This window comes from Streptomyces sp. NPDC127129 (genome assembly GCF_042671585.1).
GTDB lineage: Bacteria > Actinomycetota > Actinomycetes > Streptomycetales > Streptomycetaceae > Streptomyces.
Map to the genome: position 1 here is coordinate 1 of NZ_JBHXTV010000027.1, position 20,396 is coordinate 20,396.

A 20,396-nucleotide genomic window follows, 5' to 3' on the forward strand; every position below is an offset into this window, starting at 1 on the left:
GTTGATTTTTGGCACGCTGTTGAGTTCTCAAGGAACGGACGCTTCCTTCGTACTCACCCTCTCGGGCTTTCCTCCGGGCTTTTCCCTTCGGTCTTGCGTTTCCGACTCTATCAGATCTTTTCGATCCGATTTCCTCGGTGCTTTCCGGCTTCTCGGTTTTCCCGATCCGCTTTCCGGCGTTGATCCGACTTTATCAGAAGTTCTGAGTCGGATTTCCCGCCCCGCTCGGTCATCCGTCCGGACACACGAAGGTGCCGGGGATTCCCTTGCTGGCGGAGCCGTAAACGTACTGGAGCGGGGCGCCCCGATGCAAATCGAGGCGCCCCGCTCCCAGTTGGCGCTGGTCAGGCCGGGGCCTGAGCCGTCCGTCAGACCTCCACGACCACCGGGAGGATCATCGGTCGCCGGCGGTAGGTGTCCGAGACCCATTTGCCGACCGAGCGGCGGATCAGCTGCTGGAGCTGGTGGGGCTCGACCACGCCGTCCTGGGCCGACTTGTTCAGGGCCTGCTCGACCTTCGGGATCACGGCGTCGAATGCCGCGTCGTCGATGCCGGAACCACGGGCGTGGATGTTCGGGCCGCTGACGATCTTGCCGGTCGAGGCATCGACCACGACGAAGACCGAGATGATGCCCTCGTCGCCGAGGATGCGGCGGTCCTTCAGGGAGGACTCCGTGACATCCCCGACCGAGAGGCCGTCGACGTAGACGTAGCCCGCCTGGACCTTGCCCACGATCCTGGCCTTGCCGTCGACCAGGTCGACCACGACGCCGTCCTCGGCGATGACGATGTGGTCCTTGGGGACACCCGTCATCGCGCCGAGCTCGGCGTTGGCCCGCAGGTGGCGCCACTCGCCGTGGACCGGCATCAGGTTCTTCGGCCTGCAGATGTTGTAGAAGTACAGCAGCTCGCCGGCGGAGGCGTGGCCCGAGACGTGGACCTTGGCGTTGCCCTTGTGGACGACGTTGGCGCCCCAGCGGGTCAGGCCGTTGATCACGCGGTAGACCGCGTTCTCGTTGCCCGGGATCAGCGACGACGCCAGGATCACGGTGTCGCCCTGGACGATCCGGATCTGGTGGTCGCGGTTGGCCATCCGGGAGAGCGCGGCCATCGGCTCGCCCTGGGAGCCGGTACAGACCAGCACGACCTCGTCGTCCGGGAGGTCGTCGAGGGTCTTCACGTCGACGACCAGACCGGCCGGGACGCGCAGGTAGCCCAGGTCGCGCGCGATGCCCATGTTGCGGACCATCGAGCGGCCGACGAAGGCCACGCGGCGGCCGTACTCGTGCGCCGCGTCGAGGATCTGCTGGATGCGGTGCACGTGGCTGGCGAAGCTGGCCACGATGATGCGCTTCGGGGCGTTGGCGAAGACGTTCCGCAGGACGGTGGAGATGTCCTTCTCCGGCGGGACGAAGCCCGGGACCTCGGCGTTCGTCGAGTCGGACAGCAGGAGGTCGATGCCCTCCTCGCTGAGCCGCGCGAACGCGTGGAGGTCGGTGAGCCGGCCGTCCATCGGGAGCTGGTCCATCTTGAAGTCGCCGGTGGCGACGGCCATGCCCGCGGGGGTGCGGATGGCGACCGCGAGGGCGTCCGGGATGGAGTGGTTGACCGCGATGAACTCGCAGTCGAAGGGGCCCAGGGCCTCCCGGTCGCCCTCCTTCACCTCGAGGGTGTAAGGGCGGATGCGGTGCTCCTGGAGCTTCGCCTCGATCAGCGCGAGGGTGAGCTTGGAGCCGATGAGCGGGATGTCCGGCTTGAGCCGGAGCAGGTAGGGGACGCCGCCGATGTGGTCCTCGTGGCCGTGCGTGAGCACGATGCCCTCGACCTCGTCGAGGCGGTCCTTGATGGTGGTGAAGTCGGGCAGGATCAGGTCGACGCCGGGCTGCTCCTCCTCGGGGAAGAGGACGCCGCAGTCGACGATCAGCAGCCGGCCTTCGAACTCGAAGACCGTCATGTTGCGGCCGATCTCACCGAGCCCGCCGAGCGGGGTGACGCGCAGGCCGCCCTTGGGCAGCTTCGGCGGGGCGCCGAGTTCAGGATGCGGATGACTCAAAAGACTCTCCTCACCACACGCGCCACGTACCGCTTGGGCACGTGGCGCGCATGACATTCGTGCACTTGCTGTTGTCAGTCGATCGTTCGTCGATCGGATATTCAGTTGTGAAGTCTGTATCTAGAGCTCTACCCCGCCGGCGGCGAGATCGATCTTGAGCTGTGCGGTCTCCTCGGGAGAAAGTTCCACGAGGGGCAGCCGCAGCGGGCCCGCGGGGAGGCCCTGGAGGGCGAGCGCGGCCTTGGTGGTCATGACGCCCTGTGTACGGAACATGCCCGTGTAGATCGGCAGCAGTCGCTGGTGGATCTCGGTGGCCTTCTGGACCTCACCGTTCAGGTGGGCGTCGAGGAGGGCGCGGAGCTCGGGCGAGACGACGTGGCCGACGACGGAGACGAAGCCGCAGGCGCCCACGGAGAGCAGCGGCAGGTTGAGCATGTCGTCGCCGGAGTACCAGGCGAGGCCGGATCGGGCGATGGCCCAGCTGGCGCGGCCGAGGTCGCCCTTGGCGTCCTTGTTGGCGACGATCCGGGGGTGCTCGGCGAGCCGGACGAGCGTCTCGGTGTCGATGGGGACGCCGCTGCGGCCCGGGATGTCGTAGAGCATGACCGGGAGGCCGGTGGCGTCGGCGATGGCCGAGAAGTGCCGGTACAGGCCCTCCTGCGGGGGCTTGTTGTAGTACGGCGTGACGGCGAGGAGGCCGTGTGCGCCGTCGCGCTCGGCGGTGCGGGCCAGCTCGATGGAGTGGTGCGTGTCGTTGGTGCCGATGCCGGCGACGACGTGGGCGCGGTCGCCGACCGCCTCCAGTACCGCCCGTACCAGCTCCGATTTCTCCGCGTCGCTGGTGGTCGGGGACTCGCCGGTGGTGCCGTTGATGACGAGGCCGTCGTTGCCCGCGTCCACCAGATGGGCGGCAAGTCGCTGGGCACCGTCGAGGTCGAGTGCGCCGTCAGCCGTGAAGGGCGTGACCATGGCGGTGAGGACCCTCCCGAAGGGGGTCTGCGGAGTGGAGATCGGAGCCATGGGTAACACGCTACTCGCTGCTCATCGCCCGGTGTCCCCTCGGGGGACGTGAGAAAGGGAGCCCGGCACTGCCTGCTCGGGGGTTCAAGCAGTGCCGGGTCCGTTTGATCAGCCTAGATGAACTTCGTGAAACGTCGCAATACGGACACTTCGCGTGACGTGGTCGTACATCTGTGCTTTATGGGGCCACACGGCCGTTCTTGTTGAACGCGTCGTACGTGAGCGGCATGAGCTGCGCCCAGTGCTGCTCCATCTTCTCGCCGACCATCTCGATCTCCCGCTGCGGGAAGGACGGCACCTTGGCCAGCTCGTGCTGGGTGCGCAGGCCGAGGAAGTGCATCAGCGAGCGCGCGTTGCACGTGGCGTACATCGAGGAGAAGAGACCGACGGGCAGGACCGATCGGGCCACCTCACGGGCGACGCCCGCGGCGAGCATCTCCTGGTACGCCGCATACGCCTGGACGTACGAGTCCTCCATGACGCGGCCGGTCAGCTCCTGCTGCGCCTCGGTGCCCTCGACGAAGACGTACTTGCCGGGGCGGCCCTCCTGGACGAGCTTGCGGGAGGCGTCGGGAACGTAGAAGACCGGCTCCAGCTCCCTGTAGCGGCCCGACTCCTCGTTGTACGACCAGCCGACGCGGTGCCGCATGAACTCGCGGAAGACGAAGATCGGGGCGCTGATGAAGAAGGTCATCGAGTTGTGCTCGAAGGGGCTGCCGTGCCGGTCCCGCATCAGGTAGTTGATGAGCCCCCTGGACCGCTCGGGGTCCTTCTGCAGCTCCTCGAGCGACTGCTCACCCGCCGTGGAGACGCGGGCCGCCCACAGCACGTCCGAGTCGGCGGCGCTGTGCTTCACCAGCTCGACGGTCACATCGCTGCGGAAACTGGGCTTGATATCTGCTGCGGGGGTGTCGCTCACCGGCGGGGTCCTTCCAAAGTGCGTCGCTCGGGCGGCGCCCACTCTACGGGGAGCCACTGACAGCCGAGCCCCTCACCTGCTCCCCCACCCACCCGGACCACTTTCTTTGGCCAATTCGGGGAAATCGGGCACCGAACGGTGACTTTGGTCGTCTTTATCCGTGACAGCGCACACTGCACGAGCTCCGAGGAGAGTGGCCCAGATGTTCAGCCGGCGAGAGGCCGTCCCGTTCGCATTCGTCGCCGAGGCCGACCGCTTCCGCAGTAACGTCACTCCGCCGCCCAGGGAGCGCCTCAGCGTCTCCCAGGTGGCGGGCCGTACGCTGGTCGGGCTGACCGTCGTGGCCGGTCTCGTCGGATCTCTGCTCTTCGGGATGCCGTCCATGGAGTCGGGGGCGGCCGACGGTCACCGGCAGCAGTCCCAAGCCTCCGACGGCCGCTGATCAGAACGGCCCCCCTGAGGTGGCCCGGTCGAGACCACCTGGGTAGCCTCACCGGGCACAGCCCCTTCGAGCGTGCTTGTGAGTGAGGACCAGTCGTGCCCCTGCCTTTTCTGACGGCCGACCGCGCTTTTGACGCGAATGACGACGATGTCGCGCTGCCGTTCGACGACCACGACCAGTGGCGTCGGCCCTACCGGCCCGGTCCCTGGCGCGTCGGGGCGGCGGCGCTCGCGCTGCTGCTCGCCTCGTTCGTGCTGTTCGCCGCGGTGATCACCGTCGCAGCCGGCACGATGAGCGGTGCCGTCGTCACGTTCGTCCTGGCCGCCCTGATCATCGCCTCCGCGCTGCGGATGCTGCGGGTGGGCACCTGGGTGAGCCGGCACGGCGTGCGCCGGGTCGGCTTCCTCTCGACCACCACCGTGGCGTGGGCCCGGGTGACGCAGGTGCGTACGGCGCAGCAGCCCGTCCGGTGGCTGGGGCTGCCGCGGACCGTCCAGGGCCAGGCCCTGATTCTCGGACGGCAGGGTGGTGAGCAGATCGCTCTGCTCACCGACCACAACGCCGACTTCCTCTCCCGCATCGAGGCGTTCGACCGCGCGGCGGACACCGTCGAGGCGTGGAACGCCGAGTACGGCGTCGCAACCGCCCCCGCCGCCCCCGCCGCTACGCGCTGACCGTACGGCCCGCGTGCAGGGCGATCGCGCGCTGCATGGCCTTGCGGGCGCGCGGGGTGTCGCGGGCGTCGTGATAGGCGACCGCGAGCCGGAACCAGCAGCGCCAGTCGTCCGGCGCGTCCTCGGTCTCGGCGCGACGCTTCGCGAAGACCTCGTCGGCCGACTCCCGGTCGATGCGGCCGCCGGCCGTACGCCTCAACTCGTCCACCGGCAGGCCGCCTTCGGCCTCCAGCTCGCGGGCGAGCCGCTGCGCGTTCCGCGCGAAGGCGGTGTTCTTCCAGAGGAACCAGCCGCCCACGCAGGGCAGCAGGAACGCGATCGCGCCCATACCCATGGCGAGGGGTTCGCCGGTCAGCAGGAGCAGGACGCCCTCCATCGCCACCACGCCGAAGACGAGGACGAGGACGGTGGCGAGGAAGGCGTACGTGATCTTTCCACCCATGGCCGTCAGCCCAGGTCCAGGAAGTGTTCCAGGCCGAAGGTGAGGCCCGGGGTGGAGACGACACGGCGGGCGCCCAGCAGGATGCCCGGCATGAAGCTGGAGTGGTGCAGCGAGTCGTGACGGATCGTCAGGGTCTCGCCCTCGCTGCCGAGCAGGACCTCCTGGTGGGCCAGCAGGCCCCTGAGCCGTACGGCGTGCACCGGGACGCCGTCGACGTCCGCGCCTCGCGCCCCGGCCAGACCGGTCGCGGTCGCGTCCGGCTGGTCGCCGAGGCCGGCCTCGGCGCGTGCGGCGGCGATCAGCTGGGCGGTACGGGTGGCGGTGCCGCTGGGGGCGTCCACCTTGTGCGGGTGGTGCAGCTCGACGACCTCGACGGACTCGAAGTACGGGGCCGCGATCTGGGCGAACTTCATGGTCAGCACGGCGCCGATGGAGAAGTTCGGGGCGATCAGGACGCCCGTCTCCGGGGAGGCGGCGAGCCAGGAGTTCAGCTGCGCGAGGCGGTCCTCGGTCCAGCCGGTCGTACCGACGACCGCGTGGATGCCGTGGCGCACGCAGTAGTCGAGGTTGCCCATCACGGAGTCCGGGGTGGTCAGTTCGACCGCGACCTGGGCGCCCGCCTCGGCGAGCGTCTCCAGCTTGTCGCCGCGGCCGAGCGCCGCGACCAGTTCCATGTCCTCGGCGGCCTCGACGGCCCGTACGGCCTCGGAGCCGATGCGGCCCTTGGCTCCGACGACCGCCACGCGCAGCTTGCTCATTGCTCTCTGAACTCCTTCTAGGAGACGGATTCGTGCAGGCGTGCCGCCTGCTTGTCCTTCAGCGGCCCTATGGCGGACAGCGAGGGACGCTGTCCGAGGACATCACGGGCGACCTCGCGGACCTCGTCCGGGGTGACGGCGGCGATCCTGGCGAGCATGTCGTCGACCGACATCTGGGTGCCCCAGCACAGCTCGCTCTTGCCGATGCGGTTCATCAGCGCGCCGGTGTCCTCCAGGCCGAGGACGGTGGAGCCGGAGAGCTGGCCGACGGCGCGGGTGATCTCGTCGTCGGTCAGACCCTCCGTGGCGACCTTGTCGAGCTCGTCGCGGCAGATCTTCAGCACGTCGTGGACCTGGCTGGGGCGGCAGCCGGCGTAGACCCCGAAGAGGCCGCAGTCGGCGAAGCCGGAGGTGTACGAGTACACGCTGTAGGCCAGGCCGCGCTTCTCGCGGACCTCCTGGAAGAGGCGCGAGGACATGCCTCCGCCGAGGGCCGTGTTCAGTACGCCGAGGGCCCAGCGACGCTCGTCGGTGCGGGCCAGGCCCGGCATGCCGAGGACCACATGGGCCTGCTCGGTCTTGCGGCTCAGGACCTCGACGGCGCCCGCGGTGCGGATCGTGCGCCGGCCGTCGCGGGGGGCGACGGGGACCGCGTCCGTACGGGAGAGGGCACCGGCCTTCTCGAAGGCGCGGCGGACCTGCCGTACGACGGTGGCGTGGTCGATGTTGCCCGCGGCGGCGACGACGAGGTGCGTCGGGTCGTAGTGCTTCTTGTAGAAGCGGGCGATCCGGCCCCGGTCGAGGGCGTTGATCGTGTCGACCGTGCCGAGGACGGGGCGGCCCAGCGGGGTGTCGCCGAACATCGTCTGCGCGAACAGGTCGTGCACGACGTCGCCCGGGTCGTCCTCGGTCATCGCGATCTCTTCGAGGATGACGCCGCGCTCGGCGTCCACGTCGTCCTCGAGGATCAGCGAGCCGGTCAGCATGTCGCAGACCACGTCGATGGCGAGCGGCAGATCGGTGTCGAGGACCCGCGCGTAGTAGCAGGTGAACTCCTTCGCCGTGAAGGCGTTCATCTCCCCGCCGACCGCGTCGAGCGCGGAGGAGATGTCGAGGGCACTGCGTCGCTTCGTGCCCTTGAAGAGGAGGTGCTCCAGGTAGTGCGTGGCGCCGTTGAGCGTGGGCGTCTCGTCGCGCGAGCCGACGTGGGCCCAGATGCCGAAGGTGGCGGAGCGCACGGACGGGAGGGTCTCGGTGACGATCCGCAGGCCGCCGGGGAGGGTGGTGCGGCGGACCGTGCCGATGCCGTCCCTGCCCGGGAGAAGCGTTTGGGTACGGGCGACGGCCCGCCCCTCCGAAGAGGGGCGGGCCGTCACACGGGAACTACGGGACGTCACTGGTCGGTGTCGTCCTTCGCGTCCTCGGCAGCGCCGTCCTCGTCCGCGATCACGGGGATCAGGGAGAGCTTGCCGCGCTGGTCGATCTCGGCGATCTCGACCTGGACCTTGGAGCCGACCGCGAGCACGTCCTCGACGTTCTCCACGCGCTTGCCACCGGCGAGCTTGCGGATCTGCGAGATGTGCAGCAGGCCGTCCTTGCCCGGGAGCAGGGACACGAACGCACCGAAGGTGGTGGTCTTGACGACCGTACCCAGGTAGCGCTCGCCGACCTCCGGCATGGTCGGGTTGGCGATGCCGTTGATCGTGGCGCGGGCGGCCTCGGCGGCCGGGCCGTCGGCGGCACCGATGTAGATGGTGCCGTCGTCCTCGATCGTGATGTCGGCGCCGGTGTCCTCCTGGATCTGGTTGATCATCTTGCCCTTGGGGCCGATGACCTCACCGATCTTGTCCACCGGGATCTTGACGGTGATGATGCGCGGCGCGTTCGGGGACATCTCGTCCGGAACGTCGATCGCCTCGTTCATCACGTCGAGGATGTGCAGACGCGCGTCACGGGCCTGCTTCAGCGCGGCGGCCAGGACCGAGGCGGGGATGCCGTCGAGCTTGGTGTCGAGCTGGAGCGCGGTGACGAAGGTCTTCGTACCGGCGACCTTGAAGTCCATGTCGCCGAAGGCGTCCTCCGCACCGAGGATGTCGGTGAGGGCGACGTAGTGGGTCTTGCCGTCGATCTCCTCGGAGATCAGACCCATGGCGATACCGGCGACGGGGGCCTTCAGCGGCACACCGGCGTTCAGCAGCGACATGGTGGAGGCGCAGACCGAGCCCATGGACGTCGAGCCGTTGGAGCCGAGGGCCTCGGACACCTGGCGGATCGCGTAGGGGAACTCCTCGCGCGTCGGCAGCACCGGCACGATGGCGCGCTCGGCGAGCGCGCCGTGGCCGATCTCGCGGCGCTTGGGCGAGCCCACGCGGCCGGTCTCACCGACGGAGTACGGCGGGAAGTTGTAGTTGTGCATGTAGCGCTTGCGGGTCACCGGGGAGAGGGTGTCCAGCTGCTGCTCCATGCGGAGCATGTTGAGGGTGGTGACGCCCAGGATCTGGGTCTCGCCACGCTCGAACAGCGCCGAGCCGTGCACGCGCGGGATGGCCTCGACCTCGGCGGCGAGGGTACGGATGTCCGTGATCCCACGGCCGTCGATGCGGACCTTGTCCTTGATGATCCGCTCGCGGACCAGCTTCTTGGTCAGCGCGCGGTAGGCACCGGAGATCTCCTTCTCGCGGCCCTCGAAGGCCGGGAGGAGCTTCTCGGCGGCGAGCTCCTTGACGCGGTCGAGCTCGGCCTCGCGCTCCTGCTTGCCGGCGATGGTGAGCGCCTGCGCGAGGTCGTTCCGGACGGCGGCGGTGAGCGCCTCCAGGACGTCGTCCTGGTAGTCGAGGAAGACCGGGAACTCGCCGGTGGGCTTGGCGGCCTTGGCGGCGAGGTCCGACTGGGCCTTGCAGAGGACCTTGATGAAGGGCTTCGCGGCCTCGAGACCGGCGGCGACGACCTCCTCGGTCGGCGCCTCGGCGCCGCCCTTGACGAGCTCGATCGTGCGCTCGGTGGCCTCGGCCTCGACCATCATGATCGCGACGTCGCCGTCCTCCAGGACGCGACCGGCGACGACCATGTCGAAGACGGCGTCCTCGAGCTCGGTGTGCGTCGGGAACGCGACCCACTGGCCGTTGATCAGGGCGACACGGGTGCCGCCGATCGGGCCGGAGAAGGGCAGGCCGGCCAGCTGCGTGGAGCAGGAGGCGGCGTTGATGGCGACCACGTCGTAGAGGTGGTCGGGGTTGAGCGCCATGATCGTCTCGACGATCTGGATCTCGTTGCGCAGGCCCTTCTTGAAGGAGGGGCGCAGCGGGCGGTCGATCAGGCGGCAGGTGAGGACGGCGTCCTCGGAGGGGCGGCCTTCCCGGCGGAAGAAAGAGCCGGGGATCTTGCCGGCCGCGTACATCCGCTCCTCGACGTCCACCGTGAGGGGGAAGAAGTCGAGCTGGTCCTTGGGCTTCTTGGACGCGGTGGTGGCCGAAAGGACCATCGTGTCGTCGTCCAGGTACGCCACGGCGGAGCCGGCGGCCTGCTTGGCCAGGCGGCCCGTCTCGAAGCGGATGGTGCGGGTGCCGAAGGTGCCGTTGTCGATGACGGCCTCGGCGTAGTGGGTCTCGTTCTCCACTAGCGGTTTCTCCTACTTTCGTCTTTTCGTCCGTCGGCCCGTGTGGCCGGGGACGGTGGTGGAGGAGAAGCGCGCCTTCGTATGCGGGCCGGTCTTCGATCGAAGCACCCGGGGATTGTGGGGTCCGGGGGCCACTACCGAGGACCGGCGGCGTGCCGGCGGCCTCTCACTCGTGAATGTGGCGTTGTGTGACCAGACTAAGTGCCGGTCGGCACATCGCGCACGTACAGCAAAGGGAGCGGCCCCCTAAAAGTGGGAACCGCTCCCTTCACGGCGTCCTTACTTGGCACCGCCGGCCGCACCGCGGCGGATGCCGAGGCGGTCGACCAGGGCACGGAAGCGCTGGATGTCCTTCTTGGCCAGGTACTGCAGCAGGCGGCGACGCTGGCCGACCAGGATCAGCAGACCACGACGGGAGTGGTGGTCGTGCTTGTGCTGCTTGAGGTGCTCGGTCAGGTCCGAGATGCGGCGGGAGAGCATCGCGACCTGAACCTCGGGGGAGCCGGTGTCGCCCTCCTTCTGGCCGAACTCGGCGAAAATCTGCTTCTTCGTAGCGGCGTCGAGAGACACTCGGTACTCCTCTGGTGTTCGTGCGCCCACGAGTGCCCCTGGTCTTGGTCTCAGGGGAGCTTCCGTGACTCGGAGGCGAAGGTCCGATGAGCGCAGCTCCCAGAGAATCCGTCGAATCCGGGGATTCGGGGCACTTCCGGGAGCGCGTACACAAACGGCCGTTACACAGGGTACCAGGTGTGTGCAGAGCCCTTACTTACTGGTGAGGGAGCGGGCCGCCATGAAGACGTCCAGTACGGCCAGGCAGAGCGGGACGAGGGAGAGCAGGACGAAGCCCTCGGTCAGGTCGAGCAGGCGGCCCCAGAACGGAGAGAGGCCCTTCCTCGGGATGATCAGTCCGATCGCGGTGACCAGGGCGGCGCCCGCGGCGACGGCGGCCGTGAGCCAGATCGTACGGATGTCGAGGCCTCCGCGGTCTCCGTAGATCAGCAGGTCCTTGACCAGGTCGACCGGCGGATTCAGGGAGAGGCCCAGGATCAGCAGGCTGATCGCGGCGATTCCGGCGACGAGGACGCACGCGACCTGCGAGGTGTAGCGGAAGAGCCGGGCCCGCAGGAGCATCGCGAGGCCGGCGGCCAGGGCGAGGAGCTGGCCCCAGACGTTGCCGGCGAAGCCGAGGACCGCGGCGGAGCCGACGACCACGGCGGCGCATCCGCCGACCAGGCCGAGGAGCATCTCGTGGCCGCGCCGGGCCTGGAGGGCGATGCGTTCGCCGTCGACGGGCTGGGCCTCGTCGGCCGCACGGGCCGGGTCGGCGTGGAAGTCGTCGTCGGCGGCACTGCGCGGCGATGCGTAGCCGATGGGCAGCCGGGCGAAGCGTGCGGAGAGGCCGGGCAGGAAGGCGACCAGGCCGACGGCGACCGGGGCGCAGACGGCGGCGGTCTCGGTGGCGGAGGATTCCGAGACGATCGCCAGGAAGGTGGCGAGGGTGCCGACCGCGGCCAGGAAGGTCGCGGCGACGAAGGGCGCGTCGCCACTGGGGGTGAGCGCGACCAGGGCGACGGAGACGACCAGTACGGTCACACAGCCGAGCAGGAACTGCAGGCGCCCGGGGCCCTGGCCGGCGTCGGGTCCGATGATGCCCGAGCCGGCGATGAGGAGCAGCGGGAGGGCGCCGAGCCCGAGGGCGACGGCGGTGGCCCGGTCTCCGTACACCCGGGCGCGTACGCCGGCGAACGCGGTCAGCAGGACGCCCGCGGCGCCCGCGATGACACCGGGAAGGCTGTGCATGTCGTGGCGCACGGGATCGGCGAACCAGAGCACGAAGCCCATCAGGACCAGCAGCAGCACTCCGCCGACGAGTCCGGCGCCGCGCAGCAGGTCGTCGCTCCACAGGTGCCGGTCACGGGTGACGGCGGAGGCGACGGCGTCGGAGACGTCGTCGAAGACGGCCGGCGGCAGCGACTGCGCGAACGGGCGCAGCGAGATGATCTCGCCGTCGAGGACCTGCTGGGCGGCGAGGGTGCGCGCGCCGTCGAGGACGGAGCCGTCACGCCGGACGAGGTGGTAGCCGGTCGGAGTGCCGGGGGCCTGGGTCTGGCCGGTGAGCCGCAGGATCTCCGGGTAGACGTCGGCGACGGCGATGTCCTCAGGGAGTGCCACGTCGATACGACTGTCCGGCGCCACGACGGTGACACGGCAGAAGCCGGTCGCTGCAGTCGTACTCACGTGTCTGGAACCCCCTGATTCGCGGTTGCGCACAGTGCGCGCGCCACCCTACCGGGGACGGTCTTATGCGGCTGCAAGTAGGATCGCCGTCTCATGGGGGAGGCCGTCGCTCACGGGGCGCCGGTGCGGAACTCCCGCACGAAGTCCGCCCGTAACGAGGGATTGATGAGCCGGTGAGCCAGATCGTCGTCAAACGCCCGCCGAGGTCCCTTCCTCCGGAAGTACCCAGTGAGGAACTGGTTCTGGAGTCTCCGCCCGAACTGCCGCGCGGGCAGCAGGAGGGCATGTTGATGCAGCTCCTGCCGATGCTCGGCATGGGCTCCTCCGTGGTGTTCTTCTTCATGCCTGGAGCGCATCCGTTCATGCGCATCATGGGCATGCTGATGCTCGTCTCGACGGTCGGAATGGTCATCGCGCAGCTCGTCCGATTCCGGAAGGGTACGCAGGGGCAAATTGCCGATGTCCGGCGCGACTACCTCAAATACCTCGCGCAGACGCGACGCACGGTCCGGCGCACCGCACGCCGGCAGCGGGACGCGCAGCTGTATCTCCACCCCTCGCCCGAGCAGCTGTGGTCGGTGGTCGCCGAGGGCTCGCGCGTCTGGGAACGCCGTGTGGGCGACAAGGACTTCGGGCAGGTGAGGATCGGTCTGGGCGCCCAGCAGCTGGCGACGCCGCTGGTCGCCCCGGACACGGCACCGGTGGACGAGCTTGAGCCGTTGTGCGCGGGGGCGATGCAGCAGTTCCTGGCGGTGCACGGTTCGCTGGACGGGCTGCCGATGGCGGTCTCGATGCGCGCCTTCTACCACGTGACGGTCTCCGGGGAGCCGGAGGCGGCACAGTCCGCGGCACGCGGCATGGTCTCCCAGCTGGTGACGCTCCACTCCCCCGACGATCTGATGCTGGCCGTGGTCTCGGCCCGGGGTGCGCACGAGCGCTGGGACTGGACGAAGTGGCTGCCGCACACGCAGGTGGCCGGTCAGGTCGACGGCGCGGGCAGCAGGCGCCTGTTCGGCGACGACCTCGGTGAGCTGGAGTCGATGATCCGCTCGCGGCTCGACGGCCGGCCGAGGTTCAGCCGCGACAGCCAGCCCGTCCTGGACCAGCCGCACGTGGTCGTCGTCCTCGACGGCGGGATGGTGCCGCCGGACTCGCTGTTCGCGGCGCCCGAAGGCCTGCAGGGCGTGACCATCATCGAGGTGATCCCCGGTGAACTGGACGAGCCGCGCGGTGGTCTGTCGGTGGTCGTGCGGCCCGGGCGGCTGCGCCTGGAGTCGGGCGGCGGCTTCGCGTACGAGGGTGTGCCGGACGGGATCTCGTTGCCGGCGGCCGAGGCGCTGGCCCGGCAGCTCGCGCCGCTGCGGATGGGCGGCGGGGACGACGACGAACCGCTGCTCGCCAACCTGGACTTCACGGATCTGCTGAACCTGGGTGACGCCGGTTCGGTGGACGTGGCGCGGACCTGGCGGCCCCGCTCCGTGGCCGAGCGGCTGCGTGTGCCGATCGGTGTCGGCGAGGACGGCCAGCCGGTCATGCTGGACCTGAAGGAGGCCGCGCAGGAGGGCATGGGCCCGCACGGGCTGTGCGTCGGTGCGACCGGATCCGGAAAGTCGGAGCTGCTGCGCACCCTCGTCCTCGGTCTCGCGGTGACGCACTCCTCGGAGACGCTGAACTTCGTCCTCGCGGACTTCAAGGGCGGTGCGACCTTCGCGGGCATGTCCCAGATGCCGCACGTCGCCGCCGTCATCACCAACCTCGCCGACGACCTCACGCTCGTCGACCGCATGGGTGACGCGATCCGCGGTGAGCTCCAGCGACGTCAGGAGCTGCTGCGTTCGGCGGGCAACTACGCCAACATCCACGACTACGAGAAGGCGCGGGCGGCCGGTGCCCCGCTGGAGCCGCTGGCGTCACTGGTCCTGGTCATCGACGAGTTCTCCGAGCTGCTGACCGCGAAGCCGGACTTCATCGACATGTTCATCCAGATCGGCCGCATCGGCCGGTCCCTGGGCGTGCACCTGCTGCTTGCCTCGCAGCGCCTGGAGGAGGGCAAGCTCCGCGGTCTGGACACCTATCTCTCGTACCGGATCGGTCTGCGGACGTTCTCGGCGGCCGAGTCGCGCACGGCCATCGGCGTGCCGGACGCGTACCACCTGCCGTCGGTGCCGGGGTCGGGCTATCTCAAGTTCGGTACGGACGAGATGACCCGGTTCAAGGCGGCGTACGTCTCGGGCACGTACCGCACGGGCGGGCCGCGGCTCGCCGCCGGGCAGCTGCCGATCGAGCGGCGGCCCGCGGTCTTCACCGCCACACCGGTGCCGGTGGTGTACGCCGCGCCCGACCCGGCGTACCTGGCGGCGCAGCGTGAGGAGGAGGACGAGGCGCTCGCGGACACCGTCCTCGACGTGATCGTGCGCCGGCTGGAAGGACAGGGCGTGCCCGCGCACCAGGTGTGGCTGCCGCCGCTGGACAGGGCGCCCTCGCTGGACCAGCTCCTGCCGGGGATCGCGGCGACCGCCGACCGCGGTCTGACGGCGACGGAGTACACCCGTCAGGGCGGGCTCACGGTGCCGCTCGGGCTGATCGACAAGCCCTTCGAGCAGCGGCGCGAGGTGCTGTACCGGGACTTCTCGGGTGCGGCGGGCCACATGATGGTGGTCGGCGGTCCGCAGTCCGGCAAGTCGACGTTGATGCGGACGCTGATCTCGTCCTTCGCGCTGACGCACACTCCGGCCGAAGTGCAGTTCTACGCACTCGACTTCGGCGGCGGCGGCATGGTGTCGCTGGCCGAACTGCCGCATGTCGGCGGGATCGCCTCCCGGCTGGACCCCGAGCGGGTGCGGCGGACGGTGGCGGAGGTGCTCGGCGTGCTGAACCGGCGCGAGGAGTTCTTCCGCTCGCACTCCATCGACTCGATCGCCACCTACCGGCGCAAGCGCGCCGCGGGTGAACTGCCGGGCGAGGCCTGGGGCGACGTCTTCCTCGTCATCGACGGCTGGGGCGGCTTCAGGAACGAGTACGACGGGCTGGAGGGGATCGTCTCCGACATCGCGGCCCGTGGCCTCGGATACGGCATCCACGTGGTGATCACGGCCGCCCGCTACATGGAGGTCCGTGCCGCGATCAAGGACCAGATGCTGAGCCGTCTGGAACTGCGCCTCGGCGACGTCATGGACTCGGAGTTCGACCGCAAGGTGGCGGCCAACGTGCCCACCGGCGTGCCCGGTCGCGGCCAGGTGCCGGAGAAGCTGCACTTCATGGGCGGCCTGCCGCTGCTCGACTCGCTGAGTACCTCCGGCGATCTCGCGGAGGGAACGGCGGCGTTCGTCCAGGCGGTGCGCAATGCCTGGGCCGGCCCGCCCGCTCCCGCGGTACGACTGCTGCCGCACAAGGTTCCGGCGGACCAGCTGCCGAAGGGCTTCGAGTTCCCGCAGCACGGCATCGCCATCGGCATCGACGAGACGCGGCTGGAGCCGGTGTTCGTCAACTTCGACACGGACCCGTTCTTCCTGATCTTCGGCGAGAGCGAGTCCGGCAAGACGAACCTGCTGCGCCTGATCACCAAGCAGATCGCGGAGCGCTACTCCCCCGACGAGGCGAAGCTCGTCGTCGGCGACTACCGCCGGGCCCTCCTCGGCGCCCTGCCGGAGGAGCACCTCCTGGAGTACGCGCCGATGGCGAGCTCGATGCAGATGCACATGGAAGCCCTGGCGGGAGTCTTCTCGCGACGGCAGCCGCCCCAGGACGTGACACCGCAGCAGCTGCGTGACCGCAGCTGGTGGTCGGGCCCGCAGGTCTTCATCGTCGTCGACGACTACGACCTCGTGGCGACGAGCTCCGGCAACCCGCTGGCCGCGCTCGCGGAGTATCTGCCCTTCGCCCGGGACACGGGCGTCCGCTTCATCATCGCGCGCAACAGCGCCGGTGCCTCGCGGTCCATGTACGAGTCCTTCATGCAGCGCATCAAGGAACTGGGCGCGCAGGGCGTGGTCCTGTCGGGCGACCCCAACGAGGGCGACCTGCTGGGCAGCGCCCGGCCGCGGCCGATGCCGGCGGGACGCGGCTTCTTCGTGGGGCGCCGGGGCGGCTCGTCGCTGATCCAGACGGGACGGATGCCGGAGCGATGAGCGCGCGGAGCGGCGGGGCGCCGGACCCGGCGCCGACAACCGGGGGTCGGCGGACGACGTCGTCTCCGGTGGACGTGGACACTTCATCACTGCAAACATCGCCCTAACTCAGCGAGGGGGAATTCATGTCGTTCAACGACGAGTGGGCCCAGGCCAAGAACGCGGCGGTCGAGAACCAGTCGGCGAACACGCGCCTCAACCAGCTCCCCGCGGACGGGGGAGGCGGTGGGGGCACGGGCCCCGATCTGGCGACCACGCCCGCGAAGAAGAAGCAGGCGGCCAACAGCATCGAGAACCACATCCAGCCGGACCTGAAGACGGCCGCGGACGCGGCCGACGAGTCCACCAGCAGTGCCGTCGCGACGTTCAAGGGCTGGGAGACCGCCGCCGGGCTGAAGAAGGCGCACGAGCACTGGGACAGCCAGGTGAAGCGTCTGAACGCGCGGCTGGAATCGGAGAAGGGCGCTCTGCGGGGCGCGTCGACGCTGTTCCAGAGCAACGACATCGTGACGGGGAACGGCCTCGTGACGCAGTCGAAGATCTCGGGACTGTAGGGGGAGAGTCGCGATGCCGACGTACGAAGAGATCATGAAGACCGACCTCGGCAAGCTGAGCACCGCCGCCGACGGCTGGAAGACCATGGCGGAGAAGTTCAAGAAGGTCGAGGACCTCTACGAGAAGGACGTCCAGAAGGTCGCTTCGGGCGGTCCGCTGTGGACCGGTCAGGCCCAGCAGATCGGTGCCACCAACTTCGGCATCACCCGGAACGAGCTCGACGCCGCGCAGAAGGAAGCGAAGGCGATGGAGTCGCTGCTGCGGGACGCCCACAGCACGCTCACGGAGCTCAAGGGCCGGGTGAAGACGGCCGTGGACGAGGCGGTCACCGCCGGCATGAAGGTCTCGGAGTACGGCGTCGCGAGTTACGACTTCAGCAAGGTCTCCGAGAAGGAGGCCTACACGATCAGGCACGACCCCGACCTGCGGTCGGTGGAGCAGTCGTACACGAAGAAGATCAACGACGCGGTCAAGGCGGTCACCGAGTTCGACCAGGACGTGAAGACCGCCCTGCTGAACGCCTCGGGCGCGGACGGCACGGCGCCGCTGGGCTTCAACTCCAAGCCGGTGGGCGACGTCGAGGCCGTGGAGGCCCTGGCCCTCTCGGAGAAGGTGCGCAACGGCGACGCCTCGCGCAAGGAGCTGGAGCAGTACCGCGAGATCCTGGAGAAGAACTCCAAGGACAAGCACTTCAGCGAGGCGTACCTGCACGCGCTGGGCGCCAAGGACGCGCTGACGATCGCCGATCGGATGAATCTGGCGGCCAATGAGCGGGGCATCTCAGAAGCGGACAAGAAGTTCTACAACTCCATCAACGCCGGACTAGCTGACACGATCGCCTCGGGAACTAAGGACCCGAACAGCTATGCGTACCGGCCGTTCGTGGACGGCCTGAAGCGGCTTGGGGGCACTGTCGTCACGCAGGACACCGGCCCAATGGGCGACAACGTCCCGACACACGGGTACCAGGTTCTTGTCACTCTCATGAACCAGGGGAACCCGGACGGCTACGGCAAGGAATTCCTCAATGAGCTCGGTCACGACATGATCGAGATCGAAAAGAAGGACCCTGACCACTGGGCGCACTTCAGGGACGTTCTGCGGCCCAACGTCGCCGCAGACCCGCTGGACGGCCTGCTCAACATCATGAGCAAGGATCCCGCGGACGCTCAGTACTTCCTGGACCCCAAGGCTCCCGGAAACGAGAATGAGCACCTGAAGTTCCTTCTCACCGACCGTGAATGGCCGAAGGTGGGGCTGAACAACGCCTACGGTCCTCCCCAGTTCATGGACGACCCCTCCAAGGCCATGGGCCTCGGAAACGCCATCCAGGCGGCGGCGACGGGCCACGAGCCGGGCGAGAAGCTCGGCCCGGTCGGTGCCCACACCGAGGGGCAGGCGCGGGTCATGCACAACGCCATCAGGTTCCTCGACGACGACAAGGGCGGCGCCGAGTGGGCCAAGGATGACCTCAAGAACCTGCAGCAGCCGATGGCCCGAGCGCTCGCGGACTACGTGGCCGACACGCACATCACGTTCAGCGGCCAGGAATCGGCGTACGGCGGCGCGGCGGGCAAGGACGACATCACCGGCAAGGGCGATAACGCGCACATCGCGGTTGGCCAGGAGAGCCTGATCCGAGTCATGCGCGGAATCGCAGACGACGGGCCCTCGTACGCCTTGCTGTACGAAGCAGAACGCGCTTATTCCGCGAAGCAACTCGCTGAAGCGCCGCCTTTCGAGGCCAATGCCACGCACGGACAGAGTGCCGATTGGGACCATCGTTCACGGAACGTCGGTATGGCGATGGGTGCCCTCGACGAAATCGGCGCCGACGTATATATGGACAAGGGCAAGGACAAGGCGGACTGGGCGGAGGAAACAGGCGAATACACGGCAATCGCCGGGAACGCCCTGATCGGCGAGATTCCGTTTGTGGGTACCGCAGGTGGAGCCTTGATCGACGCCGCCAAGTTCGACTGGGTCAAGGGTGTGCAGGATCTGGCAGAGGAACAGGCACGAAAGGGTTCGAGTGATACATACTCATCCGGAAAGGACGGCCTGAACAGCATGTTCGACGAATGGAACAAGCGCGAGAACCTGGGCGCGGGTCCGTTCGTGTCGGCGAGGGATGCGGCGGGCGACGGACACGACGCCGGAATCGGCGCCGCCAAGGGATACCTGGTGTGACCATGCAGAAGACACGCCTACGGCTCCTTGGAGCCATCGCCACACTCTTCGCCGTGACGTCCTGCACCGAAGAAGCGCCGCCGCAGGCAGGACGTCCGGACAACTACCTGTGCGACATCTCGGCGAAGTCGACCGAAGAGGAACTGTTGCGGCAGATCATGAGGGCGGAGAACTTCACGACGAACCTCAACAACAGGGAGTCCAGGTTCGTGGAGAAGATGAACGAGAATCTCCAACTGTTCCCTGATGACACGAGGATGTACGCGGTGTCGGCCTGTCAGTACCTCCCGAACGGGCAGAAGGGCGGCGGCAGGACCAGCATCGATTACGAGTGGGTTCCCCGGGTCGACGCGAGCAAGCCGTCGCAGGAGAGCGGGACCTTCTCCTACGACTTCGTCAACGCTTTCGGGACGTCCTCCGATGTGACCTCGACGCTCGACGTCATCTGTGTCATGCCTGGAGATCTGCGCGAACGGTCCAAGAAGGTCTCGCTGCATGCCGAAGCGTCGTACACCGTCAATCTCGGTCCAGTCCACGATCACGGAACACAGGACGAGCAGATGACGCTGCTGTATCTCATGGCACGAAGGGCAACAGAGTCCCTCGGCTGCGAGAACAAGCCGTTGGCGAAGGAGCCGGTCGTGAAGCCCCTCGCCACGGAGCGCTGAAAGGCGATCATGAATCACATCAAGCGAAAGATCGCCGTTGCGGCGGGCGTAGCCATGCTGACGACCCTCGTCGCCTGCGGAGGCGACGGGACGGACGCCGCCGGCGCCCTGAGCGTGGACCGGGTGGCCGAGCTCGCCGGGGGAGTCGGGAAGGACGGGGCCGACGCGTGCCCGGTGCCGTACGACGCCGGGAAGGCGGCCGAGGCGGCCGACGTCGACGAGGGGATCGAGGCCGGCGCGGCGGGGGCCGAGGCGGGCGAACCGATGGCGACGGGTGAGGGCGGAAGGACGACGGACCCGCAGTCGCCGTTGGCCGGCAAGGCCGGCGGGATCATCACCTGCTCGTACCACGTGGGCGGTGAAGACCTGACGGTCCACACCGTCGGTACGGAAGCGGGGAGCGCGACCAACTACCTCCTGCCCACCGCCCAGCAGGCCGGCGGCATGTCCGTCGAGGACGTGAAGTCCTTCGGCACGCAGGCCTCCGACGCGAAGCCCGGCGAGCCCGTGGCGAGCAAGGGCGGGAACGTGGTGACCGTCCGGCTCGACTCCGGCGGGAAGGGAGACGTGGCTCTGCTCCTGACCGTCGGCGAGGACGACAAGAGCGCGCTCAAGCCGGACCAGGTCGCGGAGCTGGCACGGACGTTCGCCGCGCAGGCGAAGTGAATCCGCCGTCCGTCTGACACCGGGAAC

16 protein-coding genes are annotated in these 20,396 nt (G+C 68.7%); 7 read left to right on the forward strand and 9 right to left on the reverse strand.

Annotated features, from left to right (window positions below):
* Positions 1 to 368 precede the first annotated feature (368 nt).
* The 3 genes from ACFVGW_RS34605 to thyX form a co-directional block, all read right to left on the reverse strand.
* On the reverse strand, positions 369 to 2,054 hold the full coding sequence (locus ACFVGW_RS34605) for a ribonuclease J (RefSeq protein ID WP_383228253.1): 1,686 nt from the start codon (positions 2,052 to 2,054) through the stop codon (positions 369 to 371).
* Positions 2,055 to 2,174: 120 nt separating this feature from the next.
* Entirely contained in the window at positions 2,175 to 3,074 is a 900-nt protein-coding gene (gene dapA, locus ACFVGW_RS34610; RefSeq protein ID WP_352191459.1) for a 4-hydroxy-tetrahydrodipicolinate synthase, read from the reverse strand.
* A 178-nt stretch (positions 3,075 to 3,252) separates the two neighbouring features.
* Positions 3,253 to 3,993, reverse strand: a complete 741-nt coding sequence (gene thyX / locus ACFVGW_RS34615; protein WP_385854783.1) for an FAD-dependent thymidylate synthase — start codon at positions 3,991 to 3,993, stop codon at positions 3,253 to 3,255.
* A gap of 202 nt (positions 3,994 to 4,195) precedes the next feature.
* Here thyX and ACFVGW_RS34620 point away from each other — a divergent pair, with 202 nt between their 5' ends.
* On the forward strand, positions 4,196 to 4,435 hold the full coding sequence (locus ACFVGW_RS34620) for a hypothetical protein (RefSeq protein ID WP_352191457.1): 240 nt from the start codon (positions 4,196 to 4,198) through the stop codon (positions 4,433 to 4,435).
* Between the two features lie 95 nt (positions 4,436 to 4,530).
* A complete protein-coding gene (locus ACFVGW_RS34625) occupies positions 4,531 to 5,109 on the forward strand; it encodes a hypothetical protein (protein ID WP_385854784.1) in 579 nt (192 codons plus the stop codon).
* On the opposite strand, the gene ACFVGW_RS34630 is transcribed toward ACFVGW_RS34625, so the two are convergent.
* From ACFVGW_RS34630 to eccD, 6 genes are all read right to left on the reverse strand, one after another.
* Positions 5,099 to 5,551 (reverse strand): hypothetical protein, encoded by a 453-nt coding sequence (locus ACFVGW_RS34630; RefSeq protein ID WP_383228246.1) that lies wholly within the window; start codon positions 5,549 to 5,551, stop codon positions 5,099 to 5,101. The two genes, ACFVGW_RS34625 and ACFVGW_RS34630, sit on opposite strands and share 11 nt — an antisense overlap.
* A 5-nt stretch (positions 5,552 to 5,556) precedes the next feature.
* Complete coding sequence (dapB, locus tag ACFVGW_RS34635) at positions 5,557 to 6,309, reverse strand: 4-hydroxy-tetrahydrodipicolinate reductase (protein WP_352191454.1); 753 nt, start codon at positions 6,307 to 6,309, stop codon at positions 5,557 to 5,559.
* Positions 6,310 to 6,326: 17 nt separating this feature from the next.
* Entirely contained in the window at positions 6,327 to 7,706 is a 1,380-nt protein-coding gene (locus ACFVGW_RS34640; protein ID WP_385854785.1) for a M16 family metallopeptidase, read from the reverse strand.
* A complete protein-coding gene (locus ACFVGW_RS34645) occupies positions 7,703 to 9,925 on the reverse strand; it encodes a polyribonucleotide nucleotidyltransferase (protein WP_352191452.1) in 2,223 nt (740 codons plus the stop codon). The genes ACFVGW_RS34640 and ACFVGW_RS34645 overlap by 4 nt, the downstream gene beginning before the upstream one ends.
* A 279-nt stretch (positions 9,926 to 10,204) precedes the next feature.
* Positions 10,205 to 10,495 (reverse strand): 30S ribosomal protein S15, encoded by a 291-nt coding sequence (gene rpsO / locus ACFVGW_RS34650; RefSeq protein WP_147979976.1) that lies wholly within the window; start codon positions 10,493 to 10,495, stop codon positions 10,205 to 10,207.
* A 192-nt stretch (positions 10,496 to 10,687) separates the two neighbouring features.
* Positions 10,688 to 12,163 (reverse strand): type VII secretion integral membrane protein EccD, encoded by a 1,476-nt coding sequence (eccD, locus tag ACFVGW_RS34655; protein ID WP_385854786.1) that lies wholly within the window; start codon positions 12,161 to 12,163, stop codon positions 10,688 to 10,690.
* Between the two features lie 173 nt (positions 12,164 to 12,336).
* Here eccD and eccCa point away from each other — a divergent pair, with 173 nt between their 5' ends.
* The 5 genes from eccCa (at position 12,337) to ACFVGW_RS34680 (ending at position 20,369) form a co-directional block, all read left to right on the forward strand.
* Positions 12,337 to 16,290: a type VII secretion protein EccCa gene (eccCa, locus tag ACFVGW_RS34660; protein WP_385854787.1), complete on the forward strand. Its 3,954-nt coding sequence runs from the start codon at positions 12,337 to 12,339 to the stop codon at positions 16,288 to 16,290.
* A 125-nt stretch (positions 16,291 to 16,415) separates the two neighbouring features.
* Positions 16,416 to 16,844: a hypothetical protein gene (locus ACFVGW_RS34665; RefSeq protein ID WP_383228241.1), complete on the forward strand. Its 429-nt coding sequence runs from the start codon at positions 16,416 to 16,418 to the stop codon at positions 16,842 to 16,844.
* Between the two features lie 34 nt (positions 16,845 to 16,878).
* Positions 16,879 to 19,035 (forward strand): hypothetical protein, encoded by a 2,157-nt coding sequence (locus ACFVGW_RS34670; protein ID WP_385854788.1) that lies wholly within the window; start codon positions 16,879 to 16,881, stop codon positions 19,033 to 19,035.
* Positions 19,032 to 19,703 carry a hypothetical protein gene (locus ACFVGW_RS34675; RefSeq protein WP_385854789.1) on the forward strand — a complete coding sequence of 224 codons (672 nt, stop codon included), beginning with the start codon at positions 19,032 to 19,034 and terminating at the stop codon, positions 19,701 to 19,703. Before ACFVGW_RS34670 ends, ACFVGW_RS34675 begins: the two co-directional genes overlap by 4 nt.
* A gap of 9 nt (positions 19,704 to 19,712) precedes the next feature.
* Entirely contained in the window at positions 19,713 to 20,369 is a 657-nt protein-coding gene (locus tag ACFVGW_RS34680; protein WP_385854790.1) for a hypothetical protein, read from the forward strand.
* The last annotated feature ends 27 nt before the right edge of the window (positions 20,370 to 20,396 follow it).